A 21,245-nucleotide genomic window follows, 5' to 3' on the forward strand; every position below is an offset into this window, starting at 1 on the left:
ATTAGAATAATCATAATACGAAATAAAGTAAACAGTCAAACATAACACTTAGTCGATTTCTTAAATAAATATGTGATAAACCGTTTAAAAATACCTTTTCCAATGAAAAATCACGTATTATGACCTTAAATGAGTGATACAGCTAAAATTGTTAAACTTTTACTCTTTTCCAGTGAAATATTGCTGAATTTCCACTGGTAAACCAATACTTAATTATGGGTTCCTAAGTAAAAACAAAAATAGAGTAACCAATCAATTATTGATCACTCTATTTGAACAGGTTGGGATCTCAGTTTTTTTAAAAATTTGGCTCTTTTCTAAAAGATTGTTGTTTTTGAACAAAACTGATTAGGGTGATTGGAACGGATATGCGAGACTCCTGTGGGAGAAGCGGGACAGATGAGACCCCGCAGGCGCTTCGCGCTGAGGAGGCTCATCGCCCGCCCCACGGAAAGCGAGCATCCTCTCGCTGCAATCAACCAACCCAATACTATTTTAAAAGCAACAAAGTTTGCGAAAACAGCCAAAAATTTAAAGTATTAAATTTTTATTGTTTTATAAAAATCTTCATATGTATCTAAATAGAAGTCAGCCCCTTCTGCTTCATTCTGAAACAAACATGTATGCAGGCCAATTTCTTTTGCTGGGACTATATCGAGGACACGATCTCCTACAGCTAAATCTAATTTATACTTATCATGTAAGTAACGATATGCAGTAGGATCAGGTTTTCTTGGAAAACCATCGTCTCCAGCTACAATTTCTTGAAAGTAATGATTCCAACCAAAATAATCAAGAATTGTTTGAACTTCTTCTCTCGGCTTATGTGTCATAATGACATTTAGATTTGATTGTTTTAATACGTCTTCAACAAATGGAAATGGTCGTTTTTTTTCTGGCGATATTGCTCGTTCCTTCAGTTTAAATTCAGCTATTTGATCTTCTGATAGTTGAAAGAAAGCTGTTGCATGTGTAAAAGATTTCTTAAGTTCTAAAAAAATTTCATCAGGTGGAACACTCCCCTTTAATACTTCGTGCAAAACATTTGTAAATGCTTTGTAAGTATCAAATAATGTTCCATCGAAGTCCCATAAGATGTTCAACATTGTCTTCCTTTCATTGTAAAAAATCTATTTTTTAATTCCACGATAACGAGCAGTAGTTAGCTCAATAATATACGGCTCAAGATCTGGCATTTTTGCAAGCCTAGCTAATTGGATTGCAAATTCTATATCATATGGCACTCGTACAAATTGAATTGAGAAGCTAGAACTTTTCTCAGAAAAACCATATTGTCCCTCTAAAATAACATAAGAAGCTTGTGTTACATCAAGAGGATTACCCACACTACCAGTATTAAATAACGTTTTACCTTGAATATGCTGAATAAAGGCGTTGTGAACATCACCATAACCAACAATATCTGGCTGTTTATTTTTCACACCTGTATGAACGGAATTCTCAAACATACTTAACCTTTTTTCAACAGAGTCCCAAGGTTGAATACGTGTATATAAGCTAAATGGTGATGCATGGAATAATCGAATGGACCTACCACTCATATAAAAATCAAACGAAAATGGAAGAGTTTCTAAATAAATACATTGTTCATTTCTAAGTTGGTTTTGGTGCCATTTTAATGTTTCAAATTCTGTTTCCTTTGTAATAAAGTCGTCCCAATTTCCTTTAACAACAACCTCACAAACCTCTCGTATCCTATCAATAGCGGCGCTTGAATCGGGCCCTTTTCCTACTAAATCACCTAAACAAAAAATGCGTTGGATTTGCCTGGAATGAATATCCTTTAAAACTGCATCAAGAGCAGGGATGTTGCCATGTATATCAGATATTATCGCAATACGTTCCAAAATACCCCTCCAAATCAAATAATTAAACGATTCGACCTCTTAATATTATCATACAGTAACTACTTTCTTGGTGCTTTTTTTACAATTAATAAAGCTAGCGTTCCTAAACAAACATAGCCAAAAATTGGGTATAATGATGAAATCAATGAGCTGTACCCGATCTTACTAATAAATGCAGCGATACACAAAATTGCACATACGATTATCATGCGCGGAATTTTCAAATAGGTTGCCACTTGTTTTTCAAGTCCAAAAAGATTGCCAATAACTGATGTAAAGACCTCACCATAAATGACAGCTATATATATGAAGTAAAATGCATAAAACGCTGTTTTCATTACTTCTGCCATCGGGATATCAAACTGCGTTAAACTTGGCAAAGTTGAAAGAGCGATATGACTACTAATTAATATAACTGTTAAAAAAAATCCACCTAGCATTCCACCTCTTTTTAAAACTTTCTCATCATTAATCTCACTAGCTAGCGGAACTAGTACTGCTGAAGCCATTGTCAAATTAAAAGCAGCATAAGAAAATGCAGATAAAATCCATTTGAATTGATCGGATGTTTCAGAAGGTATTAAATATAATGGGTCAAGGGAAAAAGATTGAAATGCTAGCATCACACTAAATAAAATTAACATTGGAACCACAATGATGTTTACGCTGAATAATCCCTTAATACCAAAAGCCATCACAGCAATAGTTAGCAAAATCGTAATGATTACTCCTAACCTTATAGAAAGGTCAAGCTGTTCCTTAAAGATTGCACCTGCACCTGATAGCATAATAGATGTTAAGCCCAAGAGAACGATCAACATAAAAACATTCACAAAGCCGCCAATCTTAGCGCCAAATAAAAAAGTCATTAAATCTTGATAGGATGTTGCCTTAATTCTTTTTGATAAGATGAGCATTTTCGTTCCAATTGATATAAAAAGAAAACCGGCTAAAAGAATTCCTGCTAGTCCAAAAACACCGTACTTCGTGAAAAATTCAACGATTTCCCTACCTGTCGCAAACCCAGCACCAACTACAGTACCAACGTAAACAGCTGCAACCTGAAGGGAAGAAACCCAAGATCTTCGCATCTAACACACCTCACTCAAGTTAAACAATGCTTGTATCATTATATGAAGAAAACCCTAGATGATTCTTCCCTCTTCAAAACTATGAATTTTGGTAATACTTACAAATGAATTTTTAGAGTCTAAATACTTGAAAGTCAAAAAAGGTCAAAGTATACTATGGTCAAGGAAGGTCAAATCAAAGATCTTTTTTTTTTCACTTATTAGTCAGATAAGATCAAAGTTTCTTATAAAACAATAAAATTCAAAATTGAAAAGGGGTTTTCATTTATGATGTGTGAAAATTGTCAAAAAAACCACGCTACTGTACATGTAAACTTTCAAATAAATAAACAACAAAAACAAATCACATTGTGTCAGGACTGCTTCTCCGCTTATAAACAAACGATTCCTACTGGTGGCATAAATGGATTTTCTTCATATCCATTTGATTTATTTTTAAAAGGATTTCATTCAAGTCAACAATCACAAGGGGCACAACCACAAACTCAGCCTCAACATGGTAGTGGATTCCTTGATCAACTTGGTCGAAATTTAACACATGCTGCTCGTGCCGGTCTAATTGATCCAGTGATTGGCCGTGATGAAGAAGTAGAGCGAGTAATCGAGATTTTAAATCGACGCAATAAAAACAATCCTGTATTAATCGGGGAACCTGGTGTTGGTAAAACAGCTGTTGTCGAGGGTCTTGCGCTACAAATTGCGAATGGGACTGTTCCATCTAAATTAAGAAACAAAGAAGTGTACCTTTTAGATGTTGCTTCACTTGTGGCAAGCACCGGGATTAGGGGTCAATTTGAAGAACGGATGAAAAAAATCATAGATGAACTACAAAACCGTAAAAATATTATTTTATTCATCGATGAAATTCATCAGCTTGTAGGAGCTGGTTCTGCAGAAGGTTCTATGGATGCTGGAAACATATTAAAACCAGCATTGGCCCGCGGAGAGCTTCAAGTTGTTGGTGCAACAACTCTAAAAGAATATCGTACTATTGAAAAAGACGCTGCCTTAGAACGACGCTTTCAGCCTATTATTGTACAAGAACCTTCAATCGATAAAGCAGTAAGCATTCTAAAGGGAATCCAAGCGAAATATGAAAACTTTCATCACGTCACATACACGGATGAAGCGATTAATGCCTGTGTAACATTATCACATCGTTACATTCAGGACAGATTCCTACCTGATAAAGCTATTGATCTTCTTGACGAAGCAGGATCTAAAAAAAACTTAGCGTTATCTAACGTAAATGATGAACAGGTTAAGGTTCGCTTAGTTCAATTATCTAAACAAAAACAAGACGCAACAGAAAACGAAAACTATGAATTAGCTGCTAAATTAAGAGATGAAGAGGTTCGTTTAGAAGCTCAATTAAACCAACAGGGGAATCCTGAAAAACTGCTCGTAGATGTAGATGATATTCAAGCGATCATCGAGAAGAAAACGGGTATCCCAGTTGGCAAGCTTCATGAAAACGAGCAATCAAAAATGAAACATCTAGAACAAAACCTTTTAGAAAAGGTGATTGGCCAAGCAGAAGCGGTTAAAAAGGTAACAAAGGCAATTAGAAGAAGCCGCGCAGGCTTAAAATCAAAAACAAGACCAATTGGTTCCTTCCTCTTTGTTGGACCTACTGGAGTTGGTAAAACTGAATTAACAAAAACATTGGCAGAAGAGTTATTTGGTTCAAAAGATGCGATGATCCGTCTAGACATGAGTGAATATATGGAAAAACATGCCATTTCAAAAATTATTGGCTCCCCTCCTGGCTATGTTGGTCATGATGAGGCAGGACAACTAACGGAAAAGGTTCGCCGAAACCCATACAGTATTATCTTATTAGATGAAATCGAAAAAGCTCATCCTGATGTTCAGCATATCTTCTTGCAAATCTTAGAAGACGGAAGACTTACAGATAGCCAAGGTCGTACGGTTAGCTTCAAAGACACTGTTATTATTATGACAAGTAATGCAGGCGTTGGAGAAAAGCGAATCAAAGTAGGCTTCGAAACACCAACAAACGAAGCAATGCAAGAAAGCCAGCTTTTACATTCATTAGGCTCTTTCTTTAAGCCGGAATTCTTAAATCGATTTGATAACATTATTGAATTTTCTTCTCTTGAAAAGGAGGATCTATTCAAAATTGTTACATTAATGCTAGATGAATTATCAAATACACTAGCTGAACAAGAGGTCTTCTTATCCGCTACAGATCAAGCAAAAGAAAAGCTTGCATTTTTAGGCTATCATCCCGCTTTTGGAGCTAGACCACTTCGTCGTGTGATTCAAGAACATGTAGAAGATAAGATAACAGATCTTCTTTTAGATGAAGGTCAAATAACAAGTGTAACTATTGATGTAAAAAATGATGAAATTGTAATATCACAATAAACATGAGGAGGAGGACTTTTAAGTCATCCTCCTCCTATTTGTTTTCACCTAGATACTCATTACAACCTAAAACAATTATGTTAAAATTTTCATATACTATTTAGAATACATATTGATATGAGTCTATTTTCAACAAGTTTTAAATTGAATAAGAGTTCAAAGAAAGGAGTACATATGATTTTTTTTAGACGATTTTTCCTAAAAGTTGTACAAATGAATAATTGGATTCTCGTATTTGCAACCCTAGCCTTGGTATTTTCCAGCAGTTACTTCATTTATTTTTTAGAACCAGATACGTTTGCAAGTCCCTTTGAAGGGCTTTGGTGGACGATGACAACCGTTGCGACAGTTGGATATGGAGATGTGTCACCTACAACTGTTAATGGGAAAATATTTGCGATGATTTTATATGTTGTCGGTATTGGACTCATGACAATTTTCATCGGGAAAGTGATTGATTTCTTTAGTATTCGTAAACGTTTGAAGGAGGAAGGGAAATTGAAGGTCACAACGGAGAATCACATTATTTTAATTAACTGGACGAAAAAAGCTGAAATTACATTAGAGGAGCTATTAAAAACGTTCCAAAATATCCGTATCGTTATTATTGATGAAAGTTTACCTAAAACACCTATCCTTCATGAACAAGTCGAATTTGTTAATGGGAATCCAGCTAATAATAATGTTCTCAATCAGGCGAATCTGCTTAAATGCAAATCGGTCATGGTGTTTTCACCAGATGGTTTGATGACTGCATCCCAATCAGATGGTCATACTTTATTAATTGCCTCAATGATCGAAGGTATAGGTAAAGAGTATAACCGCAATATTTACACCATTTGCGAGGTATCAGATTCAAATCATATTAACGCATTTGTTCACGCGAATGTTGAAGAATTTATTACAGCAAATGACACTGCCGCAAATCTTGCAGCACGTTCCATTCTTTTTAATGGCTCAAGTGAAATTATTAGACAGCTAACAAGTCAACAAGGTTATGATCTTTATTCAATTCCTAAAGAAAAGGAATGGCAAACCTATGCAGATGCTAGTCAAGCCCTTTCTTCTAAAGGCGCACTTCTTATTGCAAATGGAAATGATTTATCTATTATTAATCACCTAGATCATTCTATTCCAGAAAATGCGCAACTCTTTATTATTTGCAATCATACAACCTACCAACAGATTGTTTCTTAATTTTTGCTATAGAGCATATTCTACAGACAGGACAAAAGATGAGCCTCTTTTATCATTGTTTTCCTTTTTGGCACATATACATGCTATGAGGTGTTGACAATGCTAAAATACTCAATCTTCTTCCTTTTCATATCCTTCATTTTTCTTGTAATTAATGGTTCTGCTCTAGGATTTATTTTCTATCAAGAACGTCTTGGTGATTTATTCGGAATCATTTTATTTTGTGGTACAAGTTTACTGGGAGCATTATGTGCATCCATTGCTCTTGAAAAGAAATCATCTTATTATTCTAATCTCTTCTTTTATGGTCATCTTGTTGTCACATTTTTCCCTATCTATTATTGGGGGATTTCGAGACTATTATTGACTATTCATTAATACGTCATAGCTAAAAAAGGGTCTGATAACCATAACGTAACTTGTATAGCAACTCTCATCGAGAGCCTATATATTGCGTTTTTGGGATCAGACCCATTGTTTTTTAATCAACCTCTTTTTGTCATAAAATGAAATTTTTATATTCCTCAAAAAGAACTTCTACTAGAACTCTTAAAGTTTTCAAAAATCCACCGATATAATAAATAAGAAAATAAATAGGAAATATGGTGATTTACGATGGATAAAACGTCAATAATTGGATTAATACTTGCAATCATTGCAGTTGGTGTCGGGATGTTTATGAAGGGTGTTAGTCCCTCTGTTTTACTTAACCCAGCAGCATTATTAATTATTATTTTAGGTACAATTGCAGCTGTTACTATTGCGTTCCCAACAAGTGAAATAAAAAAGGTTCCTAAGCTATTCGGAATCATTTTTAAAGAAGAAAAAATACCTACAATTCAAGAGTTGATTCCATTATTCTCTGATTGGGCTCAAGTTGCTCGTAAAGAGGGTTTACTAGCTCTTGAAGTAAAGCTATCTGAAATTGATGATCCCTTTTTGAAAAATGGCTTACTAATGGCTGTAGATGGCCAAAATGCAGAATTCATTCGAGATGTAATGAGTGAGGAAATTGCTGCAATGGAGGAGCGCCACCAAGCTTCTGCAACCATATTTACTCAAGCAGGAACTTATGCACCAACACTTGGAGTACTCGGTGCTGTTGTTGGGTTAATTGCAGCCCTTTCCCATATGGATAATACTGAAGAACTAGGAAAAGCAATTGGAGCAGCCTTTGTTGCAACAATGATGGGCATTTTCACTGGATATGTACTTTGGCATCCCTTTGCAAATAAATTAAAACGTAAATCTAAGCAAGAAGTGAAAGTAAAGGAAGTAATGATCGAAGGTGTTCTTTCTGTTTTAGAAGGACAAGCACCTAAAGCAATTGAACAAAAACTTGCTACTTATTTACCTGTTAATGAACGAAATAATTTAAACGCTACGATCACTGAGGGAGAGAGCGTAAATGGCTAGAAAAAAGAAGCATAAACATGAAGATGAGCATATGGATGAATCTTGGCTTGTTCCTTACGCTGATTTACTAACACTTGTTCTAGCACTATTCATTGTTTTATTTGCAATGAGTTCAGTTGATGCTCAGAAATTTCAACAGGTGGCAAGAGCATTTAACTCTACATTTACAGGAGGAACAGGCGTACTCGAATATCCAAGCCCTACTCCTGATGGTGAGATGGAACAACTTGATGTACAAAAAGATCAAACACCCCAAGAGGATGCAAAAGAGGCTCAAAAACAAATAGAGCAACAAAAGCTTAAAGAAATACAAGATAAAATTAATACGTATATTAAAAATAATAAACTTGAAACAAAATTAAAAACAACACTAACAGATGAGGGTTTACTCATAACCATTTTAAATGATATCTTTTTTGATTCCGGTAAAGCAGACATTCGAAACAAAGATAAACAGCTAGCAATGGAAATCTCAGAGCTACTTGTCATGAACCCACCAAGGAATATCATTGTAAGTGGTCATACTGATAATATTCCGATTAACAACTCAGACTATGATTCAAACTGGCATCTAAGTGTTATGCGCGCTGTTAACTTCATGAAAATTTTAATCGATAACGAAAATTTAGATCCTAAGGTCTTTAGTGCAAAAGGTTTTGGAGAATATAATCCGGTTGCATCTAATGATACAAAAGAAGGCAGACAGAAGAACAGACGTGTTGAAGTGCTGATTTTACCGTACGAGCAATGAGAAAAAGCTCAGGGCGCCTTGATCAGACCCGACAGGCGCTGGATCTAGACACCAAAACTGAGTTATAAATTCTGATATAAAAATGAAAAATGAGGGTGACTTAGAGAGTCACCCTCATTTTTTGATTATTCTTTATTTAAAAGGTCGTGCGCATGATAACCAACCTTTTTAAGAAGCTCAGTAACCATACTTTTTTCCTCATCTGTCAGAACACTTACAATTTCATTGATTCGTTCCTCATGTGGAGGGAATATTTCTTCAATTAATTTTTTGCCTTTATCTGTAATTTGAGCATGAGTTACTCTGCGATCCTTTGGACAAGCTCTTCTCGCAAGTAATCCCTTTTGCTCTAACTTATCTACTACGTACGTAATACTCCCACTTGCTAATAAAATTTTACCACCTATTTGCTGCAATGGTTGATCCCCTTTATGGTAAAGTAGCTCTAAAACAGCAAACTCGGTTGGGTTTAATTTAAATGTAGAAATATGCTTATTTACAACATCGTTAAATGCCCGATGCGCACGGGAAAGTACGATAAATAGCTTTAGTGATTCTTCAATTTGCTTTGTTTTTTCCATTCCACTCAATCCTTTAATATATATCTTGAATTCAAAACAATTTTATTAAACCTATAATAGATCATGAAAATCGTTAAGTCAATATTTTTAGTTATAATTTCATGACCAAATGATGTTCCAATTATGATTGGCTTCCGCATGTATTATTTTTCGCTTCAATATATATTCAGCCATTAATTCTGACATATCAATGGGAATATCTTTAATAACAGGTTTCCCTTTAAACATTGGATAATTCCCTCCACCACCGGCTCTATAGTTGTTCATGACAACATCAAAGGTCTCATCCATCCGAATCGATTTACCGTCCTTTGCTAGCTTTACAACCCGAGTTTCAATTGGCTTTGTAAGGTCAAACGTATACTCGATCCCTTCCCACATATCGTAGTTATAGTGCTGAGGCTTTGGATGTGTAAACTCTGGATTGACATCTATTATCCCATCTTTTAGAAGAAAATAAGCAGCTGAGCGTTCTAAAGCATCCTTGATATCCTTTCCACTTACGCGAATAACCTTAAGTGTATTTGGATAAATATAATTTGCAACAATATCTCTCATTGTAATTTGATTCGGTATCCCTGGTGACTCATTATAAAATAAAGCTGTAGCTGATATTGATACATCAGCTGCATCCATTTGAACCTTGTTTATAAACTCTATGATTGGATGTTCTTTTAAACGCAAGCTGAACCCATCCTTAATCATCATGTCCCCGACTACTTTGCCTATAGGTTGATCAAGCCATTCCTGCGTTTTTTGTTCATTTTCCTTTACCATAGCTAGCAGTTTTTCATCAGTGTTTGTGTTCTCAGCCTTGATCATGGTTACCGTCTTATCGACTATTTTCATCCCTTGGCTTTTATCAAATAAAAATTCAACCTTACCAATTGCTTGTCCGTTAAAACTTGGTTGAACAACAACTACATTATTAATTGTTTCTGTGATTGTTCTATGCTGATGTCCAGTTAACAGTACATCTATACCATTTATTTGCTGACACATTCGATATCCTTGATTTTCACCTGTGATTTCTTCCAATCTTTCACCTGTATAGATATCCCGTTCAAATCCACCGTGATATGAAACAATCATAATATCTGGGTCTTCATTTTTTTTAATGAAATTAACCCATTTCTTTGCAGTCTCAAATGCATCTTCAAATGTCAGATCAGCTATATGACATGGATTTTCCCAATTGGGGATATAGTGTGTTGTCACTCCTAAAACAGCGATCTTTATTCCTTCTACGACCTTAATAATATAGGGTTTACCAAAAATCGGATCCATTGTATTTTTATGAAGAATATTTGCGGATAGCCAAGGAAAGGTTGATTGGGAAACTGCATGTTCCAATACAGACATTCCATAATTGAATTCATGGTTTCCAATAACTGCAGCATCGTATTTTAATTCATTTAACAGAGTAATCATTGGGTTAATTTTTAATTGATTCTTTTTTACATGATGAAATGTTAAAGGTGTACCTTGGATTAGGTCGCCATTGTCAATTAGCAGCAAATTTTTATTTTTCTTCCGCTCATTTTTGATAATTGTAGAAATTTTTCCCAACCCTAGGGATTTTTCTTTATTTGAGCTATAAACAAGTGGAAAAACATTTCCATGTATATCACTAGTTTGTAAAATCGTAATCTTTACTGTCCCCATACCTCACCGCCTCTTGTAGCTCCATTAAAATTATCTTACACAACTAATCATAAGGCTACAATAAAAACAAACATTTTTAAATCATAGCTATGATTAAAAAGTATCCTTTTTGCCCATCCATCCATATACTAATGATGTATGAGACCGTTCACAGGTTTTTATAACCTTTTAAGTAATGAATTATTAAGGAAGCCCTTTTCATAAACAATCATTTTTAAAGAGATAATTGCATAGGTTTTTTATACATTCTTTCAATTTCGAATATTTCCGCTATAATATTCGTATATCAATGATTTTTTTTGCTAAGGGTTATAACCAATCAAAGGAGCAAACTCATATGTCAGGGGTTTTATTAGGTAGTATTTTATCAGCTTTATCAACAGGAGTAGGAGCTCTTCCTATTTTGTTCCTACAAGGATCTATCACTCATCGCTGGCGTGATATTTTATTAGCCTTCACAGCTGGGATTATGATGACTGCAGCGATGTTGGGGCTCATACCTGAATCATTAAAATATGGTGGAGTCATTGAAGTATCAATTGGGCTATTTCTCGGTGTTCTCATCTTAACAACTCTTGAAAAAGTCATTCCACATATTGATTTAGAGCATTCAAAAAGTGGAATTAAATTTGATGAAAAAGCAATGCTAATTATCGCTGCAATAACCTTGCATAACATCCCTGAAGGTTTATCAGTAGGGGTAAGCTATGCTTCAAATGTAAGTGATACTGGTAACTTAATTGCTTTTGCAATTGGCTTACAGAATGCACCTGAAGGTTTTTTAGTTGCACTATTTTTAATAAACCAGAGTATTAGTAAAGGGAAAGCATTTTTAATTTCTACTGCCACAGGAGCAGTAGAAATCGTTGCATCGTTACTTGGTTTTTATCTTACAAGTTTCATAGGATTTCTGGTGCCTTATGGACTATCCTTTGCTGCTGGTGCAATGCTATTTATTATATATAAAGAGCTAATACCAGAAAGTCATGGAGATGGTAATGAACGTAATGCAACATACTCCTTTATTATCGGAATTCTCTTTATGGTTATTTTAATTAATAGTTTTTAACCATTTGATTTCATTTATCTAAAAAAGGCTGACTCACAAGGTACAGACCCTCTCCAACAATATATATAGCTTACTCATTTAGGATCAATGAGACACTATATATAAGTTAATTTTGGATAGGTCAGTGCCTAATGAGTCAGCCTCTTCGTTCAGACGTTTAACCCAATAATTATTTTTCAACCAATTGTAATGAGTATCTGTCTGTTAGTGTCCACTTTTTCATAGTGTGAACAAATTCATGAAATGGCCCTGTTGTTCTTTCCTTTTCTTCTAGGACAATTTGTTGATATTTATTTAGAAGCATGTCCAATTCTTGACTACACTTTACTACATCATCACTTGTATAACCTTTTCTATTTGCAGTATTGATCATTTCATTTCTTTTATTATTAATTGTTTCAAGAAGCTTTGCTTTTAATCGATCACGATTCATCGAGAGCCCCTCCTAGTTTTTCTGTAACTTATACGGTAACTTATTCAAAGAAATAACTTACCTGTGAAGTATTACAGATTTTGCTATGTTTGTAAATACATTCGCAATTTTAGACAATCTTCTCAGTACTAAATTTGACAATTTTTAAAATTTTCGATTAAGTGACTTGCTTTATACATTCCCAATAAATGATTTATATAAACTACCTCTTTAAAATTATCGTTTCTCCTTACCTAATGATGTTAACACATGATTTCTCCCTTTTTGGTTAGACTATACATCATTAAGTATGCTTTATATTAAAAGGAGAACATATTTATGAAAATGCTTTTATTACTTGGATTCCTATCAACAACACTGTTACCTTCAATAGCTCCTGAAACAAGAACACAACAAAGTAACGAACAAAAACATGTGGCGATTGTAATTGATGATTTTGGAAATGGGATGAAAGGAACAGAGGAAATCTTATCATTACCAATTCGACTTACTGTTGCTGTCATGCCATTCCTTTCAACAACAGAAAAAGACGCTAAGCTTGCTTATGAAAAAGGTCATGAAGTCATTGTTCACCTTCCTATGGAACCGTTACATGGTAAAAAAAGCTGGCTAGGACCAGGAGCCATCACGACAGATTTAACAGATGAAGAAGTGAGAAAGCGAGTTAATAAAGCAATAGATGCAATTCCACATGCTGTGGGAATGAACAATCATATGGGATCAAAAGTATCTGCCGATAAAAGAGTTATGAGAATCATTTTAGAAGTGTGCCAAGAGAGAGGATTATATTACTTAGACAGTAAAACGACTGGAAAAAGCGTTGTCGCCACTCTTGCTAAGGAATTAGGGGTACCATATTTAGAAAATGAGCTATTCTTTGACGAGCAATACACTACAAGTCACATTATAAAACAGGCAAATCTTCTAATGAATAAAATTGATGTAGACAATGAAATCATTGCTATTGGACATGTTGGAATAGCTGGTGAAAAAACCGCCTCAGTTTTAAAACAATATGTGCCACTAGTAGAGAAAAAAGCGGAAACTGTCACACTATCAGAATTATTTTTTGAACCAGAGGATGTTACTGATATACAACAATAGGAGTGCTGTCTTTTCGTGACAGCACTCCTGTTGTTAGTTCTTATTTTCTATTCGATCAACAGAGGCAACGCGGAAATCCTTACCCTCTAATTTTTCTATTATTTTTTTCAATTCCTTATCTGTTAGGTCACCAGATAAATTTAAGATAATTCTTCGAAGATACTTATCACCATTATCAAGGGTTAGTAATCCCTCAATATTTACATTTTTAACTATTGTTACAAGATCCTTAATTGCCCCCTTATGTTCCTTCGTTCCTACAGTTAAGAGATAACCTCCTGTTTGCATCCCAAAGGAATCCTCTAGTACATCCATAATGTTTGAATGGGTAATAATACCTGAAAATTCATTTTGTTCGTTTAAAACAGCTAGGAATGGCAATCTACGAATTGTTAAAAATGTTTTAAAGAAAGAATCCTCTTCAAATATGTACGCATCTTGATTTTTAAGTAGAGACTCAATAGGGTCATTATCTTTTCCCTCATGTTCAACATAATGTTCAAGTAGATGGACTTTATAAATAAAACCAACAAATGTTTTCCCATTGTTTTTCAAGACTGGAATCGAACGAAAACCTGTTGCTTTCAAAAAATCATATGCTTGTTTTACGGTTGAATTAAGATCGCAATACTTTACATCTTCTTTTGTTACATAATGGTAGCGAACCTTCACCTTTTACCCCCCTAACTAATTTTGTTGTTAAAAAAGTCGACTTAGATATTAAAAATAGTATTATATAGTCTCCTTATCATATGAAAAAATAAACATATTCATGTAAGGAGTTCTAATCAAAATTATACTACTACAATTTTTTATGTAATAGTTGCATTTTCAAATAAAACCTCATATACTTATTATTAATAAATGTGGAAAGGGTGAATGTTGAAGCAATGAAGTTCTAATCTGATTTTTTCAGGACATTATATTCAACCAAATTGAATCATAATCAAACCTAGAGAAATTGGATTAGTCTGCCTATTCTTCAACTTATACATCCTTATAACAAATATCTGTGGATTCTTATTCTATTTGAGAACCTTTATTTGTTTTTACGATTATGTATAAAGTGGCAAGCGACACCTCTCTAGGTTATAGGGAGGTTTTTTTATGTTCATATTACAAGCACGGAATCTTAAGAAGCATTTTGGTGAGAAACCAGTTTTAGAGGATCTCACATTTGATCTAAATAAAAATGACCGGATCGGCCTTGTCGGTGCTAACGGAGCTGGGAAAACAACATTAGCAAATTTGATTTATGGAGACATTGAACCTGATCAAGGTACAATTAATAGAAATCCACAAATGAGGATAGGCTATTTACTTCAATCAGTCGATTACACGGTGAATGATGATAACCAATTGTCTGCCGAATTTCTTGAACGCGCAAGTGAATTAGGGTTAAAAAAAGTTCATTCATGGCAGGAAGAACGGTTTGAACATCTCAGTGGTGGTGAAAAGCTAAAAATTGCTTTAGCGCAAATATGGGCAACTAACCCAGATATTCTCATATTAGATGAACCGACAAACCGTCTAGATTTTCAGGGTGTGAATTGGTTAATGAATCAATTACAAGAATTTAACGGGACAGTCATCTTGATCTCTCACGATCGTTATTTTCTAGACAAAACGATCACAAAGGTGTTTGAATTAGATCTTGGAAAACTAACGATTTACAATGGGAATTATTCAACTTACCGTATTGAAAAGCAAAAACGATATGAGGATCAATTACATCAATATGACGTTCAACAAAAATATAAAGCCCGCGTAGAAGGACAAATGGCACAATTACAACAATGGGCTGGAAAAGCTCACCGAACGATGAGAGATCAGGAAGGCTTTAAAGAGTATCATGGAGTTAAGGCTAAAAAGCTTGATAACGCAATCAATTCTAAAATGAAGCGGTTGAATCAAGAGCTCGAAAAAAACAAAGTAGACAAACCAATTGAAGAGAAAAAGGTTCGCTTTCAATTTGAAGCTAGTAAAAAGCGCGGAAAAAGAATTGTTGAAGCGAAAAGTCTCTCAAAAACATTCTCAAACAGAATGCTTTTTAAAGAAAGTCATTTTTATGTCAATCATGGTGAAAGAATCGGAATCATCGGTCCAAATGGATCAGGTAAAACAACTCTATTAAATATGTTATTAGGGAATGAAACAATAACGTCTGGAGAATTGTCGATCAGTGCTTCCCTCAACATTGCCTATTTAAGCCAAGATATAGCAGATATGCCAATTTCACAAACAGCAATTGAAGCTTTAAATCTTTCTGAAAAGGATAAACTTTTCCAAGCAAGAACTACACTTGCAAACATGGGCATGAAAGCCGATAAATTAACACAACCGATCGGAACATTAAGCTTAGGTGAACGCACTCGTATCAAATTGACTAATATGTTACTTTGTGAAAATGACTTATTAATCTTAGATGAACCCACTAATCATTTAGATTTAGCTAGTCGTGAGCAATTGGAAGAAACCATAAGCAAGTTTCCAGGAACAATTCTCATTGTTTCACATGATTATTATTTTATTAATAAACTATGTAATAAACTCCTCGTCATCGAGGACAGAAAAATAAAGCGTTTAGAGATGAATTTAGAGCAATACGAGTTGAAAAAGAAGCAACAAATTACTCCAGATAAACAACTATTAGAGGAAGAACTATTACGCGTAAATACAGAGATATCTGCCGTACTTGGGGAATTGAGCTTGCTATCACCAGAATCAGAAAAATATAAGGAATTAGATGCATCCTTTTTATCGTTGACAAAAAACAAACAAGACTTGATGAACAGACTTGGCAATTGATATGTGCTCGTACAGTACTATGCCTCCCGTTAGCAAAATGGGGAATTTGCAAATAGAAATATGAAAAGCGGATGACAAAAAGGATAAGTACACTTTTTGTCATCCGCTTTTTTTCACTTATTTACTTCTTCTTTTTCTTCGAAAGGATGTGCAACCCATCCCTCTGTTTCGATAAATAATCTAACTGCTACAACTTGACGATCTTCCATCAATGTAAAAAAATGTGGATTTCCTTCTGGTACAGAAATGACATCACCAGCTTCTAGTTCAACATCGAAATAGCCAGTTTGGTCATCGCCTTTGATGATAAAAATACCATGTCCAGCCGTAATCGCTCTAACCTCATCTTCTGTGTGAGTATGCACGTTTTCAAATTTCTTAAGTAAATCCTCTAAGTTTGGTGTTGCATCTGATAAAGCAACTATATCCCAGGTTTTGTAACCTCTTCTTTCTGCCAAATCTTCAATCTCTTCTTTGTATGTTGATAAAATCTCTTCTTTGTCTTGATCACTTAATACGAACTTTTCTTTCAAAGTTTCAGGAAGTTTACGCATTTCCCAATGTTCATAAAGAACTCCTTGTTTTTCCAAAAAGCTTGAAACATTTTCATGACCTTCAATTACTTCATTTGTATTTCTAATTTTAATAACTGCCATTTTGACAACTCCTCCATTTTCTAATTTATCGTTATTTTATCTAGGGTATTACACCATTACATGTTTGAAAGATAATAATTTCAAATGATAAGAAAAAAGAAATTCACTAGCTTCTAAATATTTTTTTGCTTCTAGGGCGTCTCTTCCCCAAGCCGTAATCCCATGGTTTCTTATTAAGATAGCACCAGCATCTGCTTTCACAAACTTAGCGAAATCAGCTGCTAATGTTGGGATATGTGCATGATTGTAGATAATCGGAATAGTAAACTCAGCATCTTCATCCCATAATCCATATGCTTTTATAATTTCTTGACCTTTAAATGTAATGCTTCCTTTATCACCATATAATTCAGAAATCACATTATTGTCAACTGTATGAACATGTAGACTGCAGCCAGCATTCGTCTTGTTGAAAATTTCAACATGGAGAAGTGTCTCTGCAGAAGGCTTTAAGTGAGTTTCTCCAACTGGCTGACCTTTACTGTCAACTAGTAAAAAGTCCTCGTTTGTTTCCTTTGTTTTATCTTTCCCACTTGCAGTAACGAGAAAACTAATAGGCTCGTCATCAATCTTTATCGCCAAGTTTCCACTCGTACCTGGAAACCAATCACGTCTTGCTAGTACTCTTTTAATATCAGCAAGCTCTTCCCATCTTTTAGCCATTAGACTCATACTGACACCCCCTCAATTATCTCAATTACATCATAAAAGGTTGTAAATGGTTTATGTGGCAAATGTAATTCTTCACATTTTTCTAAGAGAAAATCTCTTGCGATCACAAAATCAGCCAGTTTTGCTGCTTGTAAATCTGTAATCGAGTCTCCAATAACTATTTTGAGTTGATCCTTGCTTGTTAAATTTTTAATTAGTGAAGGTTTACAGCAGCCACAATCATTATCACATGTATGGTCACAGCTATGAGGCCATTCAATAGTAATCATTTCATTCGAAAAATCAGCTTTATTGCAATAAATTTGTCCTTCATCAATCAAACCTTCAAGGATTGGATAAACGAAAAAATCAATGCCCCCACTAACAATATAAAGCGGAATATTTTTTTCTTTCGTATATTGGACAAATTCTTTAAAACCAGGGCGAATTTCAGCATGATCTAATATAAATTGAACAATGTCTTTTTTTATAGAAGAAGGTAGAAGTTGAAACATGTTTCCAACACCTTCTCGAACAGAAATTTCTTGAGATAGTACATCTTTTTTAAGGCCATCCCATTCAGGTGGTGCAAACTGCCTCATAATCGCAATGATGTTATCTGTCTCTGTGATCGTCCCATCAAAATCACAGATTATTGCTTTATTGTTCATTTGCACACCTCTTTTGCACCCCAAAGATCAATTGCAAGTTTTAGATCTTCATCAGAGGTCGATGCTTGCTTTAAAGTGATACCCTTAAGTGTTGCATCGATTGCAGCTCGAAATGCACGACCACCGCCAATGGCTCCATTTGGATGTCCGTGAACTCCTCCACCTGCATTAATCACAGAGTCATTACCAAAGTCTTGGATAAGCAATGGTACAAGACCAGGATGAATGCCAGCAGACGGTACTGGGAATGACTTTTTAAACACATCTTCCTTTAAGCAGTTTTCCGCAATACCAAGTGCCTCGTTGCGATCTAACGCAACACTACCATATGGTGATGGAAATAAAGAGAAATCCGCTCCAGAGATTCGTAAAAGCTTCCCTAGTAATAACGAGCTAGAAAACCCGTATAAGCTTGAAGCAGTTGACGCTCCGCTAACAGCCGGATGAGCCATGATTGGAACAGAAATCTCTGGATCTTCTGCTAAGCTTTGAAGAACATCAAGTCCATATGCAAACACATTGAAAAGTAATACATTTGCACCGAGCTCTGCAGCTCGCTTCGCTTTGTCCTTTAATTCAAACGTTTTTCCAGACAAATTAACAGCATAAAATGCTTTATGGCCAGTTTCTTCATAGACATTTTTTAAAACTTCTTTACCAGCTATAATCCGATCTTCAAATGGTGTTAATGGATTATCAAAAAGGATTTCGTCGTCTTTTACTAGGTCCACTCCACCTAAAACCTGCTGTCTTAATTGATCCTTAAGATATGTAAGGTCTCTTCCAATCACACCTTTAAAAATGCTCATTAATAAAGGTCGATTATAAATACCTAACGCTTCACGAATTCCAGAAACACCAAATGCTGGTCCAGGGAATGAAGATTTCACATCCTCCGAAAGCTCTAAATCGACTAATTTCACTTCTCCATCAAGTGACAGCTTTCCAAATATAGTTGTTAGGATGGCAGGTAGATCATGACTATAATTTATGCTTGGATAAGCAATTTTTATTTTACCTTTTGTAACTTTCTTCCCTAAGTATTGATTCGTTTTTTCACTATTTTCTAGTTGACTGACTTCTAATACTCGCCCTTTATGTGCCTTTAATTGCTCTTGTTCAAGCAATGGGAGATCGGTCCAAGAACCAACTGTTAAACCTAAAGCAATTCCCTCAGCCTTTTTACTTAAATCTCCCTTAGCATCATGTACGAGATATGTAGCAATTACTTCACTCACTTTAAACCCTACTTTCTATTAAAGCGTATCTGATATTCTGAATCTTTTTATTTATCTTACTAATTTTATCATTTTTAATTGGATAATACCTATTACTTTTTCTTAAACATTGATTATCATTTGTACATATGGCAGAGATGGTATTAGTCTATAGTATTATGATGCTCGAAAAATATAATAAGCCCCTTCGACACTAATAGATCGAAGGGGCTTTTATATGCATAAATAACAAGCATATCTCCTTATCTATCAGCGAATGCTGCAAGAATTAGCACCGTGCTCAAACACATGTTTAAGTCGGTTGCCGGGCTTCATAGGGCTAGTCCCTCCACCTGCTCTTGATAAGAACGAAACGTTCATAATGTTGAGTAAATTAATATGGATTATGACAGATCACTTTTGAACTGTCAACTATGATTTTTAAAACAAATTCAATGCTTTTATTCGGTTAGCAGCTTCTACTAATCTTTCTTCTGAAGTGAGAAGACCTACCCTTACATACCCTTCACCGTATTCCCCGAAGCCAATTCCAGCTGCAACCACGACATGGGCATTTTCTAATAAGTAATCTGAAAAATCCTGAGATGATTCAAACTGATTAGGTACAGGCAACCAGGCAAAAAATGATCCAGATGGAGCTGTCACATCCCAGCCAATTTCACGAACAGCTTGAATCAAAGTATTTCTACGAGATTCATAAAGTGCATTTAACTCTGCTACACATGTTTGTGGACTTAATAAGGCATGTGCTGCCGCTTCTTGAATTGCACTAAATACACTTACATACATATGATCTTGCAAAAGATTTAGGGCTTCAATCACAGATGGGTTACCAACGGCAAACCCAATTCGCCACCCAGCCATGTTATATGACTTTGAAAAAGTATAGATTTCAATCCCGACCTCTTTTGCCCCTTTAGTTTGTAAAAAGCTTATTGGACGTTTTCCATCAAAGCCAATAGCCCCATAAGCAAAATCATGCACTACACAAATGTCATTTCCTCTAGCAAATCCTACGGTTTCTTCGAAGAATTCCTCTGTTGCAGTTGCGCCTGTTGGATTATTTGGATAGTTTAAAATCATAAGTTTTGCTTTTTCTACCGCTTCTTTAGTCAAACTATTATAGTCAGGTAAAAAATGTTTTTCTCTGATTAGTGGCATTACTTCCATTTTGGCACGTGCAAGCTCAACACCTGACCAATAATCCGGATAACCAGGGTCTGGAACAAGTACAACATCCCCTGGATTCAACAAGCATTGAGGAACCTCAACAAGTCCTGCCTTTCCACCGAATAGAATCGCTACTTCAGTCGATGGATCAATTTCAACTCCATATTCCCTTTTATAAAAAGTTGCGATCGCTTCCTTCAAGAAAGTATGACCACGAAATGGAGAGTACTTATGGAATTGTGGTTTTTCCACTGCATTTTGCATGGCTTTAACAATATGATCAGGTGTAGGCTGATCTGGATTTCCTTGACCTAGATTAATAACATCATGACCCTGTGCAATAATCTTATTTACCTTTTCAACTAGACTTGCAAAGAATTGCTTCGGTAATGTTTCTAATAATTGTGATTGTTTAAAGGTTTTCATTTTTAACACCTTCTCAAAAAATTCTTGAAATTCTAGTCACAAATAATATATTGTTAGAA

20 protein-coding genes and 1 riboswitch are annotated in these 21,245 nt (G+C 35.0%); of the genes, 8 read left to right on the forward strand and 12 right to left on the reverse strand.

All coding sequences use genetic code 11. From position 1 onward, the window contains the following. Window positions 1-539: 539 nt before the first annotated feature. Genes WCV66_RS21425 through WCV66_RS21435 form a run of 3 tightly spaced genes read right to left on the reverse strand, consistent with a single transcriptional unit; the run spans window position 540 to window position 2,959 of the window. The gene (locus WCV66_RS21425; protein WP_413789603.1) at window positions 540-1,106 is read right to left on the reverse strand and encodes an HAD-IA family hydrolase; all 567 of its coding nucleotides are present in this window, start codon (window positions 1,104-1,106) and stop codon (window positions 540-542) included. Window positions 1,107-1,130: 24 nt separating this feature from the next. Further along, the gene (locus WCV66_RS21430; RefSeq protein ID WP_338786782.1) at window positions 1,131-1,868 is read right to left on the reverse strand and encodes a metallophosphoesterase family protein; all 738 of its coding nucleotides are present in this window, start codon (window positions 1,866-1,868) and stop codon (window positions 1,131-1,133) included. A 59-nt stretch (window positions 1,869-1,927) separates the two neighbouring features. Then, window positions 1,928-2,959, reverse strand: coding sequence for a hypothetical protein (locus tag WCV66_RS21435; protein ID WP_338786783.1), 1,032 nt, complete (start codon window positions 2,957-2,959; stop codon window positions 1,928-1,930). A 267-nt stretch (window positions 2,960-3,226) separates the two neighbouring features. Between WCV66_RS21435 and WCV66_RS21440 the strand changes: the two genes are divergently transcribed. From WCV66_RS21440 to motB, 5 genes are all read left to right on the forward strand, one after another. Then, window positions 3,227-5,350: an ATP-dependent Clp protease ATP-binding subunit gene (locus tag WCV66_RS21440; RefSeq protein WP_338786784.1), complete on the forward strand. Its 2,124-nt coding sequence runs from the start codon at window positions 3,227-3,229 to the stop codon at window positions 5,348-5,350. A gap of 174 nt (window positions 5,351-5,524) precedes the next feature. Further along, a complete protein-coding gene (locus WCV66_RS21445; RefSeq protein ID WP_066331018.1) occupies window positions 5,525-6,547 on the forward strand; it encodes a potassium channel family protein in 1,023 nt (340 codons plus the stop codon). A gap of 99 nt (window positions 6,548-6,646) precedes the next feature. Continuing rightward, window positions 6,647-6,925, forward strand: a complete 279-nt coding sequence (locus WCV66_RS21450) for a hypothetical protein (RefSeq protein ID WP_338786785.1) — start codon at window positions 6,647-6,649, stop codon at window positions 6,923-6,925. Window positions 6,926-7,162: 237 nt separating this feature from the next. After that, entirely contained in the window at window positions 7,163-7,963 is an 801-nt protein-coding gene (gene motA, locus WCV66_RS21455) for a flagellar motor stator protein MotA (RefSeq protein WP_066331023.1), read from the forward strand. Further along, window positions 7,956-8,714 (forward strand): flagellar motor protein MotB, encoded by a 759-nt coding sequence (motB, locus tag WCV66_RS21460; protein WP_066331030.1) that lies wholly within the window; start codon window positions 7,956-7,958, stop codon window positions 8,712-8,714. The genes motA and motB overlap by 8 nt, the downstream gene beginning before the upstream one ends. A gap of 125 nt (window positions 8,715-8,839) precedes the next feature. On the opposite strand, the gene WCV66_RS21465 is transcribed toward motB, so the two are convergent. Beyond that, the gene (locus WCV66_RS21465; RefSeq protein WP_066331032.1) at window positions 8,840-9,295 is read right to left on the reverse strand and encodes a MarR family winged helix-turn-helix transcriptional regulator; all 456 of its coding nucleotides are present in this window, start codon (window positions 9,293-9,295) and stop codon (window positions 8,840-8,842) included. A 99-nt stretch (window positions 9,296-9,394) separates the two neighbouring features. Then, window positions 9,395-10,960: a bifunctional UDP-sugar hydrolase/5'-nucleotidase gene (locus WCV66_RS21470; protein ID WP_338786786.1), complete on the reverse strand. Its 1,566-nt coding sequence runs from the start codon at window positions 10,958-10,960 to the stop codon at window positions 9,395-9,397. Window positions 10,961-11,297: 337 nt separating this feature from the next. Between WCV66_RS21470 and WCV66_RS21475 the strand changes: the two genes are divergently transcribed. Continuing rightward, window positions 11,298-12,029: a ZIP family metal transporter gene (locus WCV66_RS21475; protein ID WP_185653091.1), complete on the forward strand. Its 732-nt coding sequence runs from the start codon at window positions 11,298-11,300 to the stop codon at window positions 12,027-12,029. A gap of 169 nt (window positions 12,030-12,198) precedes the next feature. On the opposite strand, the gene WCV66_RS21480 is transcribed toward WCV66_RS21475, so the two are convergent. Beyond that, window positions 12,199-12,462, reverse strand: a complete 264-nt coding sequence (locus tag WCV66_RS21480; RefSeq protein WP_338786787.1) for an aspartyl-phosphate phosphatase Spo0E family protein — start codon at window positions 12,460-12,462, stop codon at window positions 12,199-12,201. A 318-nt stretch (window positions 12,463-12,780) separates the two neighbouring features. Between WCV66_RS21480 and WCV66_RS21485 the strand changes: the two genes are divergently transcribed. Next, entirely contained in the window at window positions 12,781-13,566 is a 786-nt protein-coding gene (locus tag WCV66_RS21485) for a divergent polysaccharide deacetylase family protein (protein WP_338786788.1), read from the forward strand. Window positions 13,567-13,599: 33 nt separating this feature from the next. Here the strand turns inward: WCV66_RS21485 and cbpA are convergent, their stop codons facing one another. Next, window positions 13,600-14,238, reverse strand: coding sequence for a cyclic di-AMP binding protein CbpA (cbpA, locus tag WCV66_RS21490; RefSeq protein WP_338786789.1), 639 nt, complete (start codon window positions 14,236-14,238; stop codon window positions 13,600-13,602). Between the two features lie 435 nt (window positions 14,239-14,673). Here cbpA and abc-f point away from each other — a divergent pair, with 435 nt between their 5' ends. After that, a complete protein-coding gene (abc-f, locus tag WCV66_RS21495) occupies window positions 14,674-16,374 on the forward strand; it encodes a ribosomal protection-like ABC-F family protein (protein WP_338786790.1) in 1,701 nt (566 codons plus the stop codon). A 113-nt stretch (window positions 16,375-16,487) separates the two neighbouring features. Here the strand turns inward: abc-f and WCV66_RS21500 are convergent, their stop codons facing one another. From WCV66_RS21500 to WCV66_RS21520, 5 genes are all read right to left on the reverse strand, one after another. Then, window positions 16,488-17,030: a 1,2-dihydroxy-3-keto-5-methylthiopentene dioxygenase gene (locus tag WCV66_RS21500; protein ID WP_066331060.1), complete on the reverse strand. Its 543-nt coding sequence runs from the start codon at window positions 17,028-17,030 to the stop codon at window positions 16,488-16,490. 48 nt (window positions 17,031-17,078) lie between these two features. Then, window positions 17,079-17,702, reverse strand: coding sequence for a methylthioribulose 1-phosphate dehydratase (locus tag WCV66_RS21505; RefSeq protein ID WP_066331064.1), 624 nt, complete (start codon window positions 17,700-17,702; stop codon window positions 17,079-17,081). Next, window positions 17,699-18,352, reverse strand: a complete 654-nt coding sequence (mtnX, locus tag WCV66_RS21510; protein WP_338786791.1) for a 2-hydroxy-3-keto-5-methylthiopentenyl-1-phosphate phosphatase — start codon at window positions 18,350-18,352, stop codon at window positions 17,699-17,701. The genes WCV66_RS21505 and mtnX overlap by 4 nt, the downstream gene beginning before the upstream one ends. Further along, the gene (gene mtnW, locus WCV66_RS21515) at window positions 18,349-19,590 is read right to left on the reverse strand and encodes a 2,3-diketo-5-methylthiopentyl-1-phosphate enolase (RefSeq protein ID WP_185653088.1); all 1,242 of its coding nucleotides are present in this window, start codon (window positions 19,588-19,590) and stop codon (window positions 18,349-18,351) included. The genes mtnX and mtnW overlap by 4 nt, the downstream gene beginning before the upstream one ends. 239 nt (window positions 19,591-19,829) lie before the next feature. Next, window positions 19,830-19,938, reverse strand: a riboswitch (SAM riboswitch). 72 nt (window positions 19,939-20,010) lie between these two features. Beyond that, window positions 20,011-21,186, reverse strand: a complete 1,176-nt coding sequence (locus WCV66_RS21520; protein ID WP_338786792.1) for a pyridoxal phosphate-dependent aminotransferase — start codon at window positions 21,184-21,186, stop codon at window positions 20,011-20,013. Window positions 21,187-21,245: the final 59 nt, after the last annotated feature.

Source organism: Metabacillus rhizosphaerae, from assembly GCF_037201795.1.
GTDB lineage: Bacteria > Bacillota > Bacilli > Bacillales > Bacillaceae > Metabacillus > Metabacillus rhizosphaerae.

Coding starts and splice junctions, on each gene's coding strand:
- WCV66_RS21425 (WP_413789603.1), bottom strand. CDS start 1,106: ATGTTGAACATCTTATGGGACTTCGATGGAACATTATTTGATACTTAC.
- WCV66_RS21435 (WP_338786783.1), bottom strand. CDS start 2,959: ATGCGAAGATCTTGGGTTTCTTCCCTTCAGGTTGCAGCTGTTTACGTT.
- WCV66_RS21440 (WP_338786784.1), top strand. CDS start 3,227: ATGATGTGTGAAAATTGTCAAAAAAACCACGCTACTGTACATGTAAAC.
- WCV66_RS21445 (WP_066331018.1), top strand. CDS start 5,525: ATGATTTTTTTTAGACGATTTTTCCTAAAAGTTGTACAAATGAATAAT.
- WCV66_RS21450 (WP_338786785.1), top strand. CDS start 6,647: ATGCTAAAATACTCAATCTTCTTCCTTTTCATATCCTTCATTTTTCTT.
- motA (WP_066331023.1), top strand. CDS start 7,163: ATGGATAAAACGTCAATAATTGGATTAATACTTGCAATCATTGCAGTT.
- motB (WP_066331030.1), top strand. CDS start 7,956: ATGGCTAGAAAAAAGAAGCATAAACATGAAGATGAGCATATGGATGAA.
- WCV66_RS21465 (WP_066331032.1), bottom strand. CDS start 9,295: ATGGAAAAAACAAAGCAAATTGAAGAATCACTAAAGCTATTTATCGTA.
- WCV66_RS21470 (WP_338786786.1), bottom strand. CDS start 10,960: ATGGGGACAGTAAAGATTACGATTTTACAAACTAGTGATATACATGGA.
- WCV66_RS21475 (WP_185653091.1), top strand. CDS start 11,298: ATGTCAGGGGTTTTATTAGGTAGTATTTTATCAGCTTTATCAACAGGA.
- WCV66_RS21480 (WP_338786787.1), bottom strand. CDS start 12,462: ATGAATCGTGATCGATTAAAAGCAAAGCTTCTTGAAACAATTAATAAT.
- WCV66_RS21485 (WP_338786788.1), top strand. CDS start 12,781: ATGAAAATGCTTTTATTACTTGGATTCCTATCAACAACACTGTTACCT.
- abc-f (WP_338786790.1), top strand. CDS start 14,674: ATGTTCATATTACAAGCACGGAATCTTAAGAAGCATTTTGGTGAGAAA.
- WCV66_RS21500 (WP_066331060.1), bottom strand. CDS start 17,030: ATGGCAGTTATTAAAATTAGAAATACAAATGAAGTAATTGAAGGTCAT.
- WCV66_RS21505 (WP_066331064.1), bottom strand. CDS start 17,702: ATGAGTCTAATGGCTAAAAGATGGGAAGAGCTTGCTGATATTAAAAGA.
- mtnX (WP_338786791.1), bottom strand. CDS start 18,352: ATGAACAATAAAGCAATAATCTGTGATTTTGATGGGACGATCACAGAG.
- WCV66_RS21520 (WP_338786792.1), bottom strand. CDS start 21,186: ATGAAAACCTTTAAACAATCACAATTATTAGAAACATTACCGAAGCAA.